We start from the raw sequence: 17,948 nt of genomic DNA on the forward strand, positions 1-17,948 counted from the left end.
CCTCCCGCCCCCGGCCCGGGCGCCGGGGCCCCGATTCGCCCAGGGCCGCGGAGAGATCCGTTTCTCGGGCAATCGTGCGTGACACATTATCGGTTGTCCACCGCGAGAAGAGATTTCTCACAAAAACATTGCCCCTGGGTTGTTTCATTATCTGTTTTTGTCTCGTTCCGTGGGACGATGTTCTTGGAATTATTTCGGTCTTGAAAATACACCGTCGCAGGCACCCTGCTCGTGGAGCGGTCGCGGCGGGACGGAACGCAACCGCCCGGGACTTGCTTTTGAGCGCCAGGGGCGGATCATCCCGCCAACGGAGAGACCCGGCCGCATGATCGTCGAACGCATCCTGATGGCCATCCTGCTCGGCGCCATCGCTACCGGCTGCGTGGTGGTGCTCTATCCGTTCGCCTCAGCGCTGCTGTGGGCGGCGATCCTCGCCTTCACCACCTGGCCGCTCTATCGGCTGTTCCGGGCGCGGATCGGGCGCATCCCGGCGGCGTTGCTGATGAGCGTTCTGAGTACGCTGCTGGTGGTGCTGCCGATCGCCGTGGTGGCGTCTGCCGGCGCCGAGGACGTCTCGCAGATCACCGTGGCGGCGCGCGACCTTGTGGCAGGCGGCCTGCCGCCCCCGCCCGCCTGGATCGGGCACTTGCCTGGGGTAGGCGCACGGATCGACACCGCCTGGCGGCGGTCAGCGGCCGACATCTCGGCGGCCGTGGCCAGCGTCGAGCCCTGGTTCGGGACCATCGCCAGTTCGCTGCTGAGCCTGCTGCTGCGTATCGCGGGCGGGATCTTGCAATTCGCGCTGGCGGTGTTCATCGCGTTCTTCTTCTGGATCAGCGGCGATGCGCTCGGGCTGACGGTGCGCCGGTTGCTGCATCGCATCGCCGGCGGCCAGGCCGAGCGCCTGCTCAACGTCACCGGCAGCACGGTCCGCGGGACGGTCTATGGCGTGCTCGGCACCGCGCTGCTGCAGGGCATCCTGACCGGCGCCGGTCTCAGCCTCGCCCACGTCCCGAGCCCGGTGCTGTTCGGCGCCATCGCCGCCTTCGTAGCCGTACTGCCGATCGGCGCGCCGCTGGTGTGGATCCCGGCAGCACTCTGGCTGCTGTGGAGCCACCATGTCGGCTGGGGGATCTTCCTTCTCGGCTATGGCGTGCTGGTGATCTCCGGGGTCGATCACGTTGTGCGGCCGGCCTTCATCGCGCGCGGCGCGCAGCTTCCGTATCTGATCACCGTGCTCGGGGTACTGGGCGGGGTGGTGGCGTTCGGCGCACTCGGCATTTTCCTTGGCCCGGTGCTGCTGGGGGTCGGGTTCAGCCTGGTGGCCGAATTCGCCCGCACGGCACCGATGCTGGGCACCGCGCCACCGCCCGGACCGTCGCCCGCCCATCCCATTGCCAGCCCGGCGCCATCGGCGCACAAGACCGCCTCTCCCTCCGCCCCGCCCGCCGAACGTCCCACCGAACCCGCACTCGACCCGCCCGCTTGACCCCCGCCCTTCCTCCCATATCCGCTGACACGCCTGCTTCGCTGAAGGTGGTGAGCTGGAACCTGCTCCGTCGCACCGGCGCGAGCGTGCAGGAGGTCGCACGTCTGGTCGCCGAGGAGCGGCCCGACCTGCTGCTGATGCAGGAGGCGACGCGCGAGATCGACCAGTTGCCGGGCCTGATCGGCGGGTATTACGCGCGTCATCCGCTGCCCGACCGCATCCACGGTCTCGCCTGCTGGAGCCCCCGCCCCTTCAGCACCGAGCCACGCTCGGTGCATCTGCCGCCGGGCACGCTGATCCGGCGGCTGAGCCAGCTCGTCGATATCGGAGCGTTCACCGTCGCCAACGTGCACCTGTCGCACGGGCAGGTGCTCAACCGGCGTCAGCTCCGCCATATCGCCACCTACCTGCCGCGGCGTGCGGCGGTGCTGGGCGACTACAATCTGGTCGGGCCGGTACTGCTGCCCGGGTTCCGCGATGTCGGGCCGCGCCAGCCGACCCACCGCATGGCCGACATGGTGCCGCTGCGCATCGATCGCTGTCTCGTGCGCGGCCTCGCCTGTGCGTCGGCCCGCGTGCTGCCGAACCGCTCGTCGGACCACCATCCGATCGCGGTGTGGCTGACCCCGGCACAGGGTGGCGCCGAGAGCGCGAGGTCATGACGTTCGGCCACGCCCTCGATCCCGCCGCCGTCGGCAACGCGTTCCTGCTCGCCTTTCCGGCACTGTTCTCGATCGTCAACCCGATCGGCGCGTCGCTGGTGTTCGCAGACGTCACCGCCGGGCGGTTGCCGGCGGAACGACGGCTGCTGTCGCGCCGGGTCGCGCTCTACAGCGCCATCCTGCTGCTGGTTTCGCTGTGGGCCGGCAGCGAGGTGCTGCGCTTTTTCGGCATCTCGCTCTCCGCGCTGCGCATCGCCGGCGGGCTGGTGGTGGCGGTGCGGGCCTGGGACATGCTGCAGACACCCGAGCGGCAGGAAGCCAACAAGGAGCGCCAGGCGCATCAGGACGGGCGCACGGCGGCGGCCGGCGATGTGGCGGCCACCGCGTTCTTTCCGCTGACGATGCCATTCACGGTCGGACCGGGCAGCATTTCGGTGGCTGTGGCTCTGGGCGCCGAGCGGCCGGTCGGCGACACCGTCGCGGCGATCGATTTCGGGCTCGGCACCTCGCTCGCCGCGATCGCGATGAGCCTGGTGGTGTGGGCACTGTACTCGTCCTCGCCGCGGCTGGTGAGCATGCTCGGCCGCTCCGGCTCGCGCATCGTGACACGGCTGGTCGCCCTGATCCTGCTGGCGATCGGGGTGCAGATCGTGATGACCGGCGTGCAGCAGGAGGTGCTCGATCTCGCCGCCCATATCCGCATGGCGGACTGATCAGAGGTAGGGCAGCCCGAGCCGGAGCGCGGCGTCGCGCAGCTTGACCCAGCGCGGGCGGAGGGCGAGATCGCGTTCGGCAAGCCACCCGCCGCACAGCGCCTCGATCCTGGCCGCAAGATTCGATGCCAGATCGACGTCGTAGACCTCCATGTCGATCTCGAAATTCAGCCGCAGGCTGCGCATGTCCCAGTTCGCACTGCCGACCAGGCTCCAATCGTCATCGACCACCATCAGCTTGCTGTGGTCGAAGGCGCCCTCGTTGAAGCGGATCGACACGCCGGCCTTGAGCAGCGGCCAGACGTGACCCCACATCGCCCAGTCGATCAGCCGGTGGTTGCTGCGTCTCGGCAGCAGGATGCTCACCTTCACCCCGCGCATCGCGGCCAGCGAGAGCGCCGTGACGAGGCGCTCCTCGGGCAGGAAATAGGGCGTCATCACCAGCACCCGCGCGCGTGCCACGCTGATCGCCTGGAGCAGTGCGAACTCGATCTTCTCGATGTCGGAATCGGGCCCCGAGGTGATGACCCGCGCGGCGGCGTGTCCGGTTTCGGCAATGTCGGGGCACCAGATCTCGTCGTCGAGGGTTTCGCCGCACGCAAGCGACCAGTCGCGCGCGAACGTCTCCACGAGCTGTGTCACCACCGGCCCGCTGAAGCGGAAATGCGTGTCGCGCACGGGATGCGGCGGCGCGGCGGCCAGCACGTTCTCCGCGCCGATATTGATGCCACCCATGAAACCGATGTGGCCGTCGATCACGAGGATCTTCTTGTGGGTGCGCAGATTGAGAAACGGCATCCGCCAGGGCAGCGGCGAGTGCATGAACTGCTGCACCGCCACCCCGCCGAGGCGGAGCCGGTTCGCGGCGGCGGAATGGAAATAGCCAGCCCCGATCCCGTCGAGCAGGACGCGGACGCTCACTCCACGCTCATGCGCGGCAATCAGCGCGTCGATCACCGGGCCGCCGGCGGCATCGTCGCGGAAGATGTAGCTGCACAGTCCGATGGTGCTGCGTGCAGCACCGATCGCCTCGATCATCGCAGGATAGGTCTCGTCACCATCGGACAGCACCGCGACCGTGTTGCCGCCAAGCAGCGGGCGTGCGGTCAGTTTCGTCAGTGCTGTGACGAGCTGCGCGTGGCCCGCCTCGCTTTCGCGCCGCGCTGCACGGGTGATGAACGCACCACGACGGTCGCGACGACGCTGGATGCGCTGGGCAAGACGGCGGACGCGGTTGATGCCGAGCAGCGCGTAGAGCACGCTGCCGATCAGCGGCGACAGCCACACCAGCCCGATCCAGCCGATCGAGGCGGCGACATCGCGCTTGGTGCGCAGCACGTGCAGCGTGACGGTGATCGCCAGCACCACGCCGAGCAGGCTGAGCGCGGTATGCAGCCACGGCCAGTGCAGCGTATCGGAGGCGAGATCCGTCGCAGTGCCTTCGGGAGTGGAGTTCATCCGCGTCTGGCCCGGCGCACGCGGGCGTCAGTGCGCGTCGATGATGTCGCCGCGGGTGAAGCCGCCATGGCCAGCCAGGATGTCGGCGAGCGGCACCGCCGGGTAGCCGACCTTCGCATGGTCGGTCGCCGCCCAGGCCGCGACGATCAGATCGCGCATCTCGCCCACGCCGGCGGCGAGCGAGGTCACTTCCAGCCCGATCGCCTGCGGGTTACCGTCGACGAACGCGCCCGCCTTGTACAACCTGTAGACGTCATCGACGCGGCCATGGGTGGCAAGCAGGTAGCGCGAGGTCTCGGCGGAGATGTCGTGCGTCGCCGCCATCGGCGCCGGGAGCGCCGCGCGCACCGCGGACGCGGTGACGTTGTGCTTGAGATATTCGGTCTCGAAGAAGGCGTGGATGTGGTCGGTGGTGTAGCCGTTCGGGTTCGGGCCATCGCCCCAGCCGTTGAAATGCACCGTCACATGCAGCGGCTGGCTGCCGTCGCCGACGAAATGGCTCCAGATTCCGATGTCGTGGATCGCCATCGCCGCCCACAGGTCGCGCTCGCGGGCGAAGAAGCGACGATCGGAATCGGTCTCGCCCTCGCTGCGCGTCGCCTGCGCGTCGGCCGCGCGCCACTGGGCGAGATCGCGCACGATCTGCTGCCAGCCGTCGATGATCTCGTAGGGCAGGAAGCCCATCCTGTACTGATCGGAGCCGGCGGCGCGCAGCGCGGTGTCGTAGGCCTCGCGATCGGGCGGCAGGCTGGCGAGCGGCACCACGCCGGCGACGCGGCCGTCATCGCCGAGATCGAGGAAATGGCCCGGATCGCGGTCATGGTCCCAGGAGCGCCCCGCCCCCTTGAGCCTGTCCGGCATCACCGACAGCGCCTCGACGGTATCGACCGCGGTGTCGTCGCGCAGGAAGGCCGGCAGCGTGGCGGGCAGGGACTGGATCGCCAGTCTGGCGATCAGCCGGTGGCCCTGCGCGCCCCAGGCGAGGGCGTGTGGCGCGGCCGCCAGGCCGAGTGCAAGGCCGATCGCCGCTCCGGCATGCGTCAGATGACGTGAGGCCGACTGACGGTGTGCCGAGCGCATGATAGGATCCTGCTGATGGAAGGCCCGCCACTCAAGCCGCAAGCGCGCCCGCCCGCAACCCCCGCCCCGGCGCGACGCCTGCGTGGACGCCGGGCGGAGGCAGGGGGACGCGCAGCGGAGACCATGGCCGAACGCGCACTGCTCGACGACGGCTGGACGATCCTCGCCCGCCGCCTGCGCAACGCGGGGGGCGAGCTCGATCTGGTGGTCCGGCGCGACGGGCTGCTGTGCTTCGTGGAGGTGAAGGCACGGCCCTCGCTGGCCGAGGCCGCATTCGCGCTCACGCCGCGTCAGCAGGCGCGGCTGCGTCTGGCCGCCGAGATCGCGCTGGCCGAGCACCCGGACTGGGCCGTGGAGGGTTGTCGCTTCGACGTGATCGTGGTGGATCCCGCCGGCCAGCTCCGCCGGATCACCGACGCCATCAGGGATTGAGAGCGCCTTTCAGAACCCTGTCGGTTGCGGGCCGCCGACAAGATCGACTAGAGCCGGGCTTGCCACCGACGCAAACGGGCTTTTTCCGGCGTTCGTTCTGACCGGCGTCAACACTCACGACACCTCGCATCGCACGGCGCGGCTCGGAAACCGTCCAGAAACTCGGCCGCCACAAGTGTGGTGATCGAACGCAGCTTCGCCTGGAGCAACGGCTGCCGGAGGCTCGTCACATGCTACGAGCGCAGGAGCGACATCCATCACGCATCCTCGCTCGTCTGCCTCAGAAAACTGGCTGGAGGGTTTTCAAAGGCGCTCCTAACCCCGGGGTTCAGCCTGATTGAAGGAATCGGGCTTCACCGCCCGGCACGCGCCGCGCAGACTGCGCCGAAATCCCAATCGAGCGAAATGATGCCTGTCAGACCGACCCGCCCCATGCCGATCACTGGCCTGCCCCGCCGGCAATGGCTGGGCAGCAGCGTAGCCCTGGGCGCGCTGGGCCTGCTCGGCGCCTGCGCAGGTCCGGCACGCCGTACGGGCCTCGCGACGGACGTGCCCCCACTGATCGCGGCGCGTGCGGACCGGATCTCGCGCATCACCGTCTGCCTGCGGCCGTTCCGTGCGGCCGGCCCGCGGATCGAGACCGAGACGCTCGCTTCCAAGACTGTGGTGCATCATTACGGCCATGGCGGCAGCGGGTGGTCACTGTCATGGGGCAGCGCTGCCGCCGCGCTGGACCGCGCCCCGCCGGTGCAAGGCATCCGGGTCGGCGTCATCGGCTGTGGCGCGATCGGGCTGACCACCGCGCTGGTCGCGCAGGAGCGCGGTGCGATCGTGACCATCCACGCCGCCGCCCCCGTCTCGCAGGCGCGTTCGGCGCGCGCCTCAGGAAGCTGGACGCCGTCATCGCGGATCGCCAAAGCCAGCGACGTCACCCCGGCCTTCGCCGCGCAATGGGAGACGATGGCGCGGACCTCGTTCGCCCGCTACCAGGGCATGCTTGGCCTGCCCGGCATGCCGATCGAATGGGACCGCTTCTACGGCCTGACCGCCCGCGACGCGCCGCCGCCGGCACCGGACCCGATCGGCTTCGCCGAACTCGACAACCGCATCGCCGACATGGAGCCGCAGGGCGACCGCTTCGAGACCGGCGACACCGCCCTGCCCTACACGAGGGTTCACACCAAGCCGAACCTGATCTTCAACGTCGCCTCCTATGGCGACTATCTGCTGCGACTGTTCCTCGAGCGGGGCGGGCGCCTGGAGATCCGGTCGTTCAGCCATCCCTCGCAGCTTGCCGGGCTGCCGGACCCCATCCTGTTCAACTGCACCGGCTATGGCGCGCGTGCGCTCTGGGGCGATACCAGCATCGTACCGATCCGTGGCCAGATCGCCTGGCTGATCCCGCAGCCCGATGCGCTATGCAGCCTCTATTACCGCGACATCTACGTCGTCTCCCGACGCGACGGCATCGTGGTGCAGTGGCTGGGGCATGACATGGCCCAGGGCTACGGCCGGACCGACGAGACAGCCGATCCCGCCGAAGCCCGTCACGCGGTCGAGGTGCTGCAATCCCTCTATCGCGGCATGGGTTACGCCGCCCGAGACGCGTGAGGCCGGCTGGCGCTCAGCAGGTCCCGCACGAAAGGCGCTCCAAGACGTCTGTCTGAAAAATCGCCGGAAGTTCTTTGATCCTTTCTTTCAGAAAGGAACGCCCGTTGATCTTTCGTCACGCTTGGTGACACCCGCGAGGGACTTTCCCGCGCTACTCTGCCTGCATCATGACGACACCGATCGACCCTTTCCGCGCCCTCCAGCGCTTCGGGCTCGGGCGCCGCGGTGACGAGCCGCTGCCGTCTGATCCGCACGCCTGGCTGATCGCCCAGACCACCGGCCCCGATCCGGCCGCGACCGCGCTTGGTGGATTGCCGAGTGCAGCCGAAGGTCTTGATCTGCTCTACGAACAGCGCAAGCTGCGCCAGACCGGCGTGAAGCTGGTCGAGCCGGTGTTCGCCGCCGATGCCGACACGCAGATGGATGCGCTGCTCGACAGCACCTCGCCGTTCCGCGAGCGGCTGGTGGCGTTCTGGGCCAATCACTTCACCGTCAGCACGCGTCAGGGCGAGACACGCGCGCTGGTCGGGCCGTATGTGCGCGAGGCCATTCGTCCTTACGTGACTGCACGCTTTGCCGACATGCTGTTCGCGGTGATGCGTCATCCGGCGATGGTGAAGTATCTCGACAACGAAAGCTCGATCGGTCCGCAGAGCCGTGCGGGACTGCGCAGCGGGCGCGGGTTGAACGAGAACCTGGCCCGCGAATGTCTCGAGCTGCACACGCTCGGCAGCGATGGCGGCTACAGCCAGGCGGATGTGACCAGCTTCGCCGCCATCCTGACCGGCTGGAGCGTGGCACGGCCCGGCGAGATCGAAAACTCGCGCAACGGCTTCGTCTTCCGGCCGAACGCGCATCAGCCGGGCGACAAGACGCTGCTCGGACGGGTGTTCGGCGAGGGCGAGGATGGCGGCGTCGAGGCGCTGTCTATGCTGTCGACGCATCCGGCGACCTATCGGCATCTGGCGCGGCAGATGGCGGCGCATTTCATCGCCGACACCCCGCCCCCGCAGGCGGTGGCGAAGCTGCAATCGGTGCTGGCCGACACCCAGGGCGATCTGGGCGCGGCGGCGCGGGTGCTGGTCGGCCTGCCCGATCCCGGGGCCACCGAGCAGCGCAAGCTGCGCACGCCGATCGTCTATGCCGCGGCGGCGATGCGCACGCTCGACCTACCGCAGGGGCACCGGCCGAAACTGCGCGGCGCGCTCTATGAACTCGGCGAGCCGTTGTGGGAGGCCCGCCTGCCGAACGGCTGGTCGGACCGCTCGGTGGACTGGGCCGCACCCGATGCGCTGCTGCGCCGGGTGGACTGGGCCTACGGGCTGGCCGGACAGGGTGCCAAGGCCGACCCGATGGCCGTCGCGCAGGCTGCACTGGGCCCGAACCTGCATCCTGCGACGATGGAGGCGATCCGCCATGCCGGCGATCGTCGCGACGGGCTGACATTGCTTTATGCATCTCCGGAGTTCCTCAGATGCTGAATCTGCGCAAATCCCATGCGCCGCTGATCGGCCGTCGCGCCGCGCTGCTCGGGCTGTCCGCCGCATGGAGCTTCGGCGGTGCGTCGCTGGCGTTCGGCGATGCGCCGATGCTGGTCGGTCCGCGCGACCCGCGTCTGGTCATCGTGCTGCTGCGCGGCGCGCTCGACGGCATGTCGGCGGTGGTGCCGTATGGCGATCCCGCGCTGGCCTCGCTGCGCGGCCCGCTGGTCGGCGCGCCGCCCGGACAACCGGGCGGGCTGCTCGATCTCGGCGGGTTCTACGGGCTGCATCCGGCACTGGCCGGGATGTACGGGATGTATCGCGCCAACGAACTGCTCGCCGTGCATGCGGTGGCCGGCGCGACGCGCAGCCGCAGCCATTTCGACGCGCAGGACAGTCTCGAGAGCGGCGCCGAGCACCGGCTCAACAGCGGCTGGCTGAACCGTGCGGCGCTGGCGTTCGCACAGTCCAATGCCGGTGGCCGCGGCCTGCACGATGCGGCCGCTTCGCGCGATCCGATGGCGCTGGGGGTGACGGTGCCGCTGCTGTTGCAGGGCCCGGCCAAGGTCGGCAGCTACGCGCCGGACCACACCGGACGCCCCTCGCCCGACCTGTATGCGCGGATCGCCGCACTGAGCGGCAGCGACCGGCTGCTGGGCGGGACGGTTGCGGAGGGGTTGCGCCTGCGCACCCTCGCCGAGACCGGCATGCAGGATCCAATGGCGATGGGAGCCGGCGGACGTCCCGGTGCGCCCGATCCGTATGCGCGCAATCCGTTCGCCCAACTTGCCGCCGCCGGAGGGCGCCTGCTGGGCCGGCCGGACGGACCTCGGCTGGCGGCGATGGAGATCGGCGGCTGGGATACCCATGCCGGCCAGGCGAGCCGTCTCAGCGCACCGCTCGCCCAGCTCGACCAGGGGCTGGTGGTGCTGCGCGACAGTCTCGGGCCCGAGGCCTGGGGGCGCACGGTGGTGGTGGCGATGACCGAGTTCGGCCGCACCGCGCGCATCAACGGCACCCAGGGCACCGATCACGGCACCGGCGGCGTGGCGTTCCTCGCCGGAGGTGCGATACAGGGCGGCAGGGTCGGTGGCGACTGGCCGGGCCTGGGTGCGGGGAAGCTGTATCAGGACCGCGACCTTGCGCCGACCACCGACCTGCGCGCGCTGCTCAAGGGCGTGCTGGCCGGCCATCTGGGCATCACCGATCGGGGGGCGCTGAACCGCATCTTCCCCGGCAGCGACGGCATCGGCCCGACAACGGGCCTGCTGCGGGCCTGAGCCCGCTCAGGCGGTGACGTTGGCGCTGTCGCCGCCGGTGACCGCCAGCGAGGTGCCGGAGACCATCGCGGCGGCGTCGGAGGCGAGAAAGACCACCGCCGGCGCGACGCTGTCCGGCGCCAGCCAGGGCAGGCCCAGAGGCAGCTTGGCGGCAAGCGTCTGGGCCGCGGCGTTCTCGTCCTTCGCCTCGTCACCACTGGGCTGCTTGCCGCCGGTCTCGATCGCCTGTGCATAGCGGTCCTCGTGACGGGTGAGCGCGGTGTCGATCAGCCCGGGGACCAGCGCATTGACGGTGATGCGATGCGGGCCGAGCTCGAGGGCGGCGGATTTCATCAGCCCGAGGATGCCCCATTTCGAGGCCGAGTAGCTGGCGCCGTTGAGCGTGCCATGCTGCCCCTGCGTCGACGAGGTGACGATGATCCGGCCGCCGCCGCGTTCGACCAGCACCGGAGCGACCGCGCGGATCGTATTAGCGGTGCCGTTGAGATTGACCTCGATCTGATCGTGCCAGTCGGCATCGTCCATCTCCAGCAGCGGCCGGAAGGCCTGGATACCGGCATTGGCCAGCACGATGTCGAGACCGCCGAAACGGGCCGTCACCTGCGCCACCGCGTCGCGCAGGGCGGCGATGTCGCGTGTGTCGGCGACGATGCCCAGCCAGCGCCGGCCGAGCCGTTCCACCGCCTCACCGGTCGCGTCGAGATCGGCGCGGCTGGCGGGAGCGAAGGTATCGATCGTGCTGGCGACGGCACAGAGATCGAGCCCGGCGACGTCCGCGCCAGCCTCGGCAAGGGCGAGGGCCGCGGCACGGCCGATGCCGCGCGCGGCGCCGGTGACCAGTGCGATCCGGCCGGCGAGCGCTGAAGGGGAAAAGGTCGTCATCGGGAACTCCTTGCACGCAGGCCAGTGCGATGGCCTCGGCCTGGCCGGTGACATCAACGCTGCCGATGCTGATTGGGTGCGCGAGCCGCAGGCAGGGCGCGTTCGCGGTGCCCGGGCAATCGCTGCGCTCTCGCCAGCACGGAGCTCGGCGGATCAGGCGGCCGGAAATGCATCGCAGCCGGCGTTCAGCCGATCGCGCGATCGATCAGCGCCTCGTCGTGCGGCAGCCGGCCGTCGAGCATCAGCATCGCCAGGCCGTGCACCAGCGCCCAGGCGCGCACGGCGCGGATATCGCCATCGCCGCCGACACGCGCGGCCTCGGCGAGGGCGTTGTCGCGCAGCATCGCACCGGCTTCGGTGTCGGCGCAGTCCGCCGCCGCGCCGCCCCCGAGCGCATCGGAAGCAAAGATCAGCCGGAACAGTGCCGGATTGGCCAGAGCGAAGCGCACATAGGCACGCCCGGTGGCGGCGAACCCCGCCTCGCCGCCACCGGCGGCCTCCGATGCCGCGCGCTGGGCGAGAGCGAGCCGTGCCAGCCCCTCGCGGGCGAGAGCCGCCATCAGTGCCCCCTTGTCGGGAAAATGCCGATAGATCGACGTCGCACTCACGCCGGCGGCACGCGCCACCTCGCGAAGAGACAGCGATTCGGCGTCCCGTTCGGCGAGCAGCCGCATTCCCTCCGCCATCAGCACACGTCGCAGATCGCCATGGTGATAGGCCGGCTTCTTTATGTTGACAGTGTTATCATTGGCGCACATGGTAACGGTGTAAACATTGGAGCCCGAGATGGGAAGCCCGATCGAGACGCTGATGCGCCGCACGGTGACGAAGGGGGTCGAGGCGCTTGCCGCGCACAACCGGCGCCGGCTCGAACCACCGCCGGACGGCAACCCGTTCCTGACCGGGCTGCACGCGCCGATGGATACGGAACTCACCCTCACCGAGCTCGACGTCATCGGCCGCATTCCCGCCGGGCTGGACGGCCGCTATCTGCGCATCGGCCCCAACCCGGTCGAGGCCGACCCGGCCAGCTATCACTGGTTCTCCGGCGACGGCATGGTGCACGGGCTGGCGATCTCCGAGGGCCGGGCGCTGTGGTATCGCAACCGCTGGATCCGCTCGAACGCGGTGGCGGCGAAGCTCGGCACGTCCCCCGCCCCGGGCCCGCGGCACATCTTCGATACCGTCAACACCAATGTGGTCGCGATCGGCGGCCGCAGCTTTGCCCTGGTCGAGGCGGGCGCTTATCCGGTGCGTCTGAGCGACACGCTCGACGAGCAGTGCTACGATCCGTTCTCCGGCACGCTGAAGGGTGGCTTCACCGCGCATCCGCACCGCGATCCGCTCACCGGCGAGCATCACGCGATCTGCTACGAGGGACCCAATCCGGGCGAGATCCGCCATGTGGTGGTCGATCCAGACGGGCGGGTGGTGCGCGAGATGCCGATCCCGGTGCGGCATGGCCCGATGATCCATGATTGCGCCATCACCGCGCGTTTCGCGATCATCCTCGATCTGCCTGTGACGTTCTCGATGAAGGCACTGATCGGCGGCCACACGCTGCCCTATCGCTGGAACCCCGATCACCGCGCGCGGGTTGGATTGCTGCCCAGACGGGGCACTGCGCAGGACATCGTCTGGTGCGATGCGCCGATGGCGTACGCGTTCCACGTCGCCAATGCGCATGACGACGCCGATGGGCGCGTCGTTCTCGATCTGTGCGTATATGACACGATGTTCGTCGAGGATGCCCCGGGGCCGGATGCGCACTCGCGCGGACTCGAACGCTGGATCATCGACCCCGTGACGCGCTCGATCGACATCCGCAGCCTCGATGCGGCTCCTCAGGAATTTCCCCGCATCGACGAACGCTTCTTCGCGCAGGAGCATCGCTTCGTGTGGACGATGGCGACCCCGACGGAACGCGACGAGCGCTTCATCGGCGCGACGCGGCTCTATGCGCACGATCTGGCGATCGGCACGCGCGCGGTGCACGAGTTCGGCCCCGCACGCATCCCGGGCGAGTTCGTCTTCGTCCCCGACGCACCCGACAGCCCCGAGGGCCACGGCCATCTGATCGGCTTCGTCGTCGATCTGGCCGCACAGACCACCGATCTTGCCATCATCGACGCAAGGCACTTCGAGGACGCACCCGTGGCCAGCATCCGGCTGCCACACCGCATCCCGCCGGGCTTCCACGGCAACTGGTTCGCGCGCGAGCAGGTCGGATGAGCGACACATCGGGACACACCGACAGAACCCGCGCCGCGCTCATCGACTGGTTCCGCCGCCGGGGGCCGCATCTGGCGGCCGAAACCATCGTCAACGTCGCGCTGCCGACGCTGATCTACGGTCAGCTGCACCAGCGCTTCGGCGATGTGGATGCGCTGCTCGCCTCGTTCGCGCCCTCGCTGGCATGGACGGCGGTGGTGTTCCTGCGGGAACGTCGCGTCGACGCCTACGGGGTGCTGGCGATGGCGGCGCTCGCCCTGTCCACGCTGAGCCTGATCGGCAGCGGTTCGCCACGCCTGCTGCTGCTGCGCGAACACATGGTGACGCTGCTGATCGCGCTGGCATTCCTGTTTTCCGCGGCGATCGGGCGGCCGCTGATCGGGCCGCTGGCCCGCGCCAGCTTCGCCAGACGCTCCGCCGCCGACGCGGCCGCCTTCGATGCCAGGCGCGGCCGCGCGGCAGTGCGCCACACGGTGATGGTGATGACTCTGGTCTGGGGGTTCGGGCTGCTGGCCGGATTCGCGCTGTCCGCCGTGATGGCGTTCACCCTCTCGATCGGCCGGAACCTGGCCCTCGGTCCGTTCGTGCTCTACGGAATGATGGGTGGGCTGGGACTCTGGACGGTGTTGTACCGCCGCCACCGGGAGCGTCTGGTGCGGGTCGCGTGCGGTGCGGCGAACCGGTCGATCTGACCCCTCAGCCGGCGCTTCGGCCGCCAAGCCCGCCACGAAGATCGACCACGTTGGAGCCCGGCGCATCGCAGACCACGCGATCGCGGCCGGCCTGCTTGGCACGGTAGGCGGCCTGGTCGGCACGACGCAGCAATTCGCCGAGGGCCTCGTCGGGCCAACGCTGGGCGACACCCAGGCTCACGGTGACGCGCGGCAGTGCGCAGGGCTGGCTGCGGAGCTGATGGCGGACGGTCTCGGCGATCAACTGGCCGCCGGCGAGGGTGGTGTCGTCGAGCAGGACGGCGAACTCCTCGCCGCCCATGCGGGCGACGAGTGCGCAGCGCGGCAGGACATGGTTGAGCACGGCGGCGAAATGCCGGATCACGCCATCGCCGACATCGTGACCATACGTATCGTTAATGCGCTTGAAGTGGTCGAAGTCGATCATCACCGCGGTGATGTCGCGGCCGTTGCGGGCGGCGGCAGCGAGGATCTGCTGCGCCTGGCGCTCGAAGCCGCGCCGGTTGAGCAGGCCGGACAGCGGATCGGTCTCGGTGGTCAGCGTGAAATCCTGCACCAGGGCCTGCACCACCACCACCAGCACCACAAGCCCGGCCGCGATCAGCAGGATGCCGGTGCTGGCCTGGGAGAACAGCGCGTAGGCGCTTGCGACATAGCCGCGCGGGCTCGCACCGGATCCGACGCTCACGGCGACGAACGGCTTGAGCAGGAAATCCATCGCGATCACGGCGAACAGGGTGCCGAGCAGCAGTTGCAGCGGCCGCCGCGCCGATTGTGCGATCGCGGTCCATGCGCACAGGCCGAGGGCGGCGACGAACGGCGCCTGATAGCCGAGTTCGTAGGCAAGGTGGTTGCGCTCCGCGGTCCAGATCGACATGCGCAGCGCAGTGCCCACCAGCCCGATAGCGGCAATCGCGCCCCAGTAGGGTCGCCGCCGCTCGAACGCCGACAAGGCGGCCGACATGACGAGGAAGGCGACCAGCAGCGTCAGCGGACTGAGCACCATGAGCGGCTCGAGCGGCGCGCCCCAGTGGATGGCGAGTTCGCAGAGTGGCGTGAGCATGCCGATGAAATAGCTGATGCCGAAGGCGATCACCGGGCGCTGGCCGCGCCCGACCACGGCAATCAGCACATAGGAGACAGCAAACAACCCGGCCACCGCCGTATTGACGATCAACAGGACGACGGTGCCGTTCAACGCGCTCTCCCCCCAAAGGCAGGCCGACCGTGCGACGCGCGAGGGCCCAGGGACGAGGGCGTCGCAGCGTCTGCGGTCATTTCGGATGCCTTCTATCAGCCCGCCGGATGCGTCCGCGAGCCCCACCGCCGCCGCCGGCATGCGATTTGGTGCAAGACTTCCGCCATGCCAATGTCGCGGTGCCATCGTGGCTGTCGGGAAGGGGCTCGGGTGAGACGTTCTGTTCTGTTCGGCGGCGTCGCCGTCGCGGTTCTCGCCATCGCGGGCATCGGTGCCGGCGTGGTGCTGCCCCACATCGCGCAGTCGACGCTCGAGCGCGACATCGCCACGTTCCGGGCCAGCCTGCCACCGGGCGCCAGCCTGACCTATACCCGGGCGACGCCGCATGCGTTCAGCCGTTCGGCGAGCCTCGATGCGGTCGAACTGCGTGAATCCAACGGCAGCACCCTCGCCGCCGGGCATGTGGACCTCGCGCCCGACGGCCCGCACCGTCTGCGCCACCTGCATGCGACGGCAGTGAGCCTGCATGTCGCCTCGGCCACGAAAGACATCACGCTGACCGCCGCCACGCTCGACGGGAGTGACCTGCGCGACGACGCCACCCCGCTGACACTGACGCCTGCATCGTCCGCGACGGTGACCGAGGGGCCGACACCGGCCATGCGCGCCGCCGCCGTCGCGCAGCACCTCTCCGCCGGCACGCTGCGCCTGGACGACGTGCGGGCGACGATCGCGGCGACGGCTGCCGCCACGGACGGCCCGCAGCCGCAGGTGATCACCGCCCGATCGGCCCGACTGACCGCGTTCGGCCCGCAGCAGAGCTCCGATGTGACGATCGACGGGCTGGCCGTCACCGGGCTGAGCTACACCGTGCCTGCCACGCCGCAGCAACTCGGTCCGCAGTTCCAGGTGACGCGCACCGCCTCGCTCAGCCTCGACTCCGCCTCGCTCGAGCACGTCCGGCTGGCCGACGAGGCCACCTATCTGGCCGCCGGACGCAGCGACGGGCCACGCCGGCTCAGCCAGCCCTCCACACTGCATCTGGTCCGGCTGGTGGCCTCGGTGGAGGGCGGCAGGCCGCAAGCACCTCCGGCATCCGGCGAGCTGCGCTTCGGCGACATCCGGCTCATGGAACACGACACCGCCCCGAAAACGCGCAGCGATCTCGATGTCGACGGCATCGACCTGCCGGCCGGGCACCTGCCGGCGCTGATGCCCGGCACGTTCGACGACGGACGCGTGCATGGCGCGCTGATCGCGCGCGGCAGCGGCGACAATGCCACCGGCGTGTTCGACCTGCGGGCCGTCCAGATCTCGTTCGACCATGTCGGCACGCTACGGCTGTCGATGCAGGGGCGCATCGACCCGCACGATCTCGATGCCGGCCTGCCGCCGCACGAGCTGCTGGCCGGCGCGGTCTTCTCCGCCGCCACGCTCGCCATCGCCGATGGCGGCCTGCGCGACGCGCTGCTCAAACGCAGCGCCGCCGCCTCGGGCAGCACGCCGGAGGCCGTCGCCACCCTGCTCTCGGCCCGCGTGCAGGCGATGCTGGCCCCGCTCGGCCAGGCCGGCGCGCGTCTCGCCCCCGGGCTGAGCGCCTTCCTGGCCCAGGGCGGCGCCCTGACGATCGCGGCGCGCCCGGCCCAGCCGATCGCGCTGAGCGCGCTCAATACCGGCTCGATGGACGCGACGATCGGCCTGCTGAACACGCTCGATCTCGACGCCACCCGCACCCCGACCCTGCCGCCACTGCCGCAGTAGCCCCCTATCCCAGCCTCGCTGCGAGAAAATCGACGAACACCCGCACCCTGGCCGGCAGGTTCTGGCCGCCGACGAACACGGCGTGGATGAGCTCGACATCGCCCGGATTGAACGCCTCCAACAGCGGCACCAGGCGGCCAGCGCCGATCTCGGCCTCGACCGAAAAGACACCGACGCGGGCGATGCCGAGCCCGGCCAGCGCGCACTGGCCGAGGGTCTCGCCGTTATTCGCCTCGATGCTGCCATGCACGGCGAGCGCGAAGTCGCGCCCGTCGCGCCTGAACGGCCAGCTCGGTTCGGCGCGGCGGAAATTGAAGTTCAGACAGTCATGCGCAAGCAGGTCCTCCGGCACCAGCGGCGTGCCGCGACGGGCCAGGTAGTCCGGCGAAGCGACGATCACGCGCCGGGTCTCGCCGAGCCGGCGCGCGGTCAGCGTGCTGTCCGGCAGCGGGCCGAAGCGGATCGCCACATCCGCCTCCCCGGCGGCGATGTCGACCACGCGGTCGGTGGTGCCGAGATCGAGCCGGATATGCGGATAGGCCGAGATGAACGCGCCCAGCAGCGGCACCACGGCCAGGCGGCCATGCGCCAGCGCCATGCTGACCCGCAGGCGCCCGCGCGGGGCGCCACGATCGGCAATCGCCTGCTCGGCCTCGTCGAGATCGGCGAGGATGCGTCGGGCGACGCCCAGATACGATCGCCCCTCCGCCGTGGGCGACAGTGCGCGCGTGCTGCGCAGCAGCAGCCGCACGCCGAGCCGTGCCTCGATGCGGTCCACGGCGCGCGCGACGGCGGAGGGGGTGAGGCCCAGCGCGCGGCCGGCGGCGGAGAAGCTGCCGTGATCGATCACGGCAGCGAACAGGCTCAGCGCGCGCGCCCGGTCGGTTCCGTTCACCTTTGCGTCTGGTTCAAAGATGCTTCGCATCGTTTCGGTCTAATCCGGACCGGATGGCCCGTCCATCTTTGCGGACGACATT

16 protein-coding genes are annotated in these 17,948 nt (G+C 69.8%); 10 read left to right on the forward strand and 6 right to left on the reverse strand.

The features are described 5' to 3' along the window. The first annotated feature begins 325 nt into the window (after positions 1-325). Genes FHR90_RS02535 through FHR90_RS02545 form a run of 3 tightly spaced genes read left to right on the forward strand, consistent with a single transcriptional unit; the run spans position 326 to position 2,864 of the window. Positions 326-1,489, forward strand: coding sequence for an AI-2E family transporter (locus FHR90_RS02535; protein ID WP_176623719.1), 1,164 nt, complete (start codon positions 326-328; stop codon positions 1,487-1,489). A gap of 41 nt (positions 1,490-1,530) precedes the next feature. Next, positions 1,531-2,151, forward strand: coding sequence for an endonuclease/exonuclease/phosphatase family protein (locus tag FHR90_RS02540; RefSeq protein WP_394367837.1), 621 nt, complete (start codon positions 1,531-1,533; stop codon positions 2,149-2,151). Further along, entirely contained in the window at positions 2,148-2,864 is a 717-nt protein-coding gene (locus FHR90_RS02545; RefSeq protein WP_176623721.1) for a MarC family protein, read from the forward strand. The genes FHR90_RS02540 and FHR90_RS02545 overlap by 4 nt, the downstream gene beginning before the upstream one ends. Here FHR90_RS02545 and cls read toward each other — a convergent pair whose 3' ends face one another. Further along, positions 2,865-4,322 carry a cardiolipin synthase gene (gene cls / locus FHR90_RS02550; RefSeq protein ID WP_176623723.1) on the reverse strand — a complete coding sequence of 486 codons (1,458 nt, stop codon included), beginning with the start codon at positions 4,320-4,322 and terminating at the stop codon, positions 2,865-2,867. It lies immediately after the preceding gene. Between the two features lie 27 nt (positions 4,323-4,349). Then, positions 4,350-5,402, reverse strand: coding sequence for a phospholipase C/P1 nuclease family protein (locus FHR90_RS02555; RefSeq protein ID WP_176623725.1), 1,053 nt, complete (start codon positions 5,400-5,402; stop codon positions 4,350-4,352). Between the two features lie 15 nt (positions 5,403-5,417). Here FHR90_RS02555 and FHR90_RS02560 point away from each other — a divergent pair, with 15 nt between their 5' ends. The 4 genes from FHR90_RS02560 to FHR90_RS02575 all read left to right on the forward strand — a co-directional run bounded on the left by FHR90_RS02560 (position 5,418) and on the right by FHR90_RS02575 (position 10,206). Then, the gene (locus tag FHR90_RS02560; RefSeq protein ID WP_183274704.1) at positions 5,418-5,834 is read left to right on the forward strand and encodes a YraN family protein; all 417 of its coding nucleotides are present in this window, start codon (positions 5,418-5,420) and stop codon (positions 5,832-5,834) included. Positions 5,835-6,266: 432 nt separating this feature from the next. After that, a complete protein-coding gene (locus FHR90_RS02565; protein ID WP_218062106.1) occupies positions 6,267-7,445 on the forward strand; it encodes an FAD-dependent oxidoreductase in 1,179 nt (392 codons plus the stop codon). Between the two features lie 167 nt (positions 7,446-7,612). Next, a complete protein-coding gene (locus FHR90_RS02570; RefSeq protein ID WP_176625222.1) occupies positions 7,613-8,926 on the forward strand; it encodes a DUF1800 domain-containing protein in 1,314 nt (437 codons plus the stop codon). After that, positions 8,920-10,206, forward strand: a complete 1,287-nt coding sequence (locus FHR90_RS02575) for a DUF1501 domain-containing protein (protein WP_183274705.1) — start codon at positions 8,920-8,922, stop codon at positions 10,204-10,206. The genes FHR90_RS02570 and FHR90_RS02575 overlap by 7 nt, the downstream gene beginning before the upstream one ends. 6 nt (positions 10,207-10,212) lie before the next feature. Here the strand turns inward: FHR90_RS02575 and FHR90_RS02580 are convergent, their stop codons facing one another. Further along, on the reverse strand, positions 10,213-11,088 hold the full coding sequence (locus tag FHR90_RS02580) for an SDR family NAD(P)-dependent oxidoreductase (protein ID WP_183274706.1): 876 nt from the start codon (positions 11,086-11,088) through the stop codon (positions 10,213-10,215). A 185-nt stretch (positions 11,089-11,273) separates the two neighbouring features. Then, complete coding sequence (locus FHR90_RS02585) at positions 11,274-11,846, reverse strand: TetR/AcrR family transcriptional regulator (protein WP_183274707.1); 573 nt, start codon at positions 11,844-11,846, stop codon at positions 11,274-11,276. 28 nt (positions 11,847-11,874) lie between these two features. On the opposite strand from FHR90_RS02585, the gene FHR90_RS02590 reads away from it, so the two are divergent. Further along, positions 11,875-13,320, forward strand: a complete 1,446-nt coding sequence (locus FHR90_RS02590; RefSeq protein WP_176626042.1) for an 8'-apo-carotenoid 13,14-cleaving dioxygenase — start codon at positions 11,875-11,877, stop codon at positions 13,318-13,320. After that, on the forward strand, positions 13,317-14,012 hold the full coding sequence (locus FHR90_RS02595; protein ID WP_183274708.1) for a VC0807 family protein: 696 nt from the start codon (positions 13,317-13,319) through the stop codon (positions 14,010-14,012). Before FHR90_RS02590 ends, FHR90_RS02595 begins: the two co-directional genes overlap by 4 nt. Positions 14,013-14,016: 4 nt before the next feature. On the opposite strand, the gene FHR90_RS02600 is transcribed toward FHR90_RS02595, so the two are convergent. Beyond that, positions 14,017-15,210: a GGDEF domain-containing protein gene (locus FHR90_RS02600; RefSeq protein WP_176626057.1), complete on the reverse strand. Its 1,194-nt coding sequence runs from the start codon at positions 15,208-15,210 to the stop codon at positions 14,017-14,019. 210 nt (positions 15,211-15,420) lie between these two features. Between FHR90_RS02600 and FHR90_RS02605 the strand changes: the two genes are divergently transcribed. Continuing rightward, complete coding sequence (locus tag FHR90_RS02605) at positions 15,421-16,971, forward strand: hypothetical protein (protein WP_183274709.1); 1,551 nt, start codon at positions 15,421-15,423, stop codon at positions 16,969-16,971. 4 nt (positions 16,972-16,975) lie between these two features. Here FHR90_RS02605 and FHR90_RS02610 read toward each other — a convergent pair whose 3' ends face one another. After that, entirely contained in the window at positions 16,976-17,866 is an 891-nt protein-coding gene (locus FHR90_RS02610; protein WP_266152647.1) for a LysR substrate-binding domain-containing protein, read from the reverse strand. Positions 17,867-17,948 lie beyond the last annotated feature (82 nt).

The organism is Endobacter medicaginis (genome assembly GCF_014192375.1).
In the GTDB taxonomy this organism is placed as follows: domain Bacteria; phylum Pseudomonadota; class Alphaproteobacteria; order Acetobacterales; family Acetobacteraceae; genus Endobacter; species Endobacter medicaginis.

Excerpts from the sequence above, each read along its gene's own strand:
- FHR90_RS02535 (WP_176623719.1), top strand. The coding sequence starts at position 326 with ATGATCGTCGAACGCATCCTGATGGCCATCCTGCTCGGCGCCATCGCT.
- FHR90_RS02545 (WP_176623721.1), top strand. The coding sequence starts at position 2,148 with ATGACGTTCGGCCACGCCCTCGATCCCGCCGCCGTCGGCAACGCGTTC.
- cls (WP_176623723.1), bottom strand. The coding sequence starts at position 4,322 with ATGAACTCCACTCCCGAAGGCACTGCGACGGATCTCGCCTCCGATACG.
- FHR90_RS02555 (WP_176623725.1), bottom strand. The coding sequence starts at position 5,402 with ATGCGCTCGGCACACCGTCAGTCGGCCTCACGTCATCTGACGCATGCC.
- FHR90_RS02560 (WP_183274704.1), top strand. The coding sequence starts at position 5,418 with ATGGAAGGCCCGCCACTCAAGCCGCAAGCGCGCCCGCCCGCAACCCCC.
- FHR90_RS02565 (WP_218062106.1), top strand. The coding sequence starts at position 6,267 with ATGCCGATCACTGGCCTGCCCCGCCGGCAATGGCTGGGCAGCAGCGTA.
- FHR90_RS02570 (WP_176625222.1), top strand. The coding sequence starts at position 7,613 with ATGACGACACCGATCGACCCTTTCCGCGCCCTCCAGCGCTTCGGGCTC.
- FHR90_RS02575 (WP_183274705.1), top strand. The coding sequence starts at position 8,920 with ATGCTGAATCTGCGCAAATCCCATGCGCCGCTGATCGGCCGTCGCGCC.
- FHR90_RS02580 (WP_183274706.1), bottom strand. The coding sequence starts at position 11,088 with ATGACGACCTTTTCCCCTTCAGCGCTCGCCGGCCGGATCGCACTGGTC.
- FHR90_RS02585 (WP_183274707.1), bottom strand. The coding sequence starts at position 11,846 with ATGTGCGCCAATGATAACACTGTCAACATAAAGAAGCCGGCCTATCAC.
- FHR90_RS02590 (WP_176626042.1), top strand. The coding sequence starts at position 11,875 with ATGGGAAGCCCGATCGAGACGCTGATGCGCCGCACGGTGACGAAGGGG.
- FHR90_RS02595 (WP_183274708.1), top strand. The coding sequence starts at position 13,317 with ATGAGCGACACATCGGGACACACCGACAGAACCCGCGCCGCGCTCATC.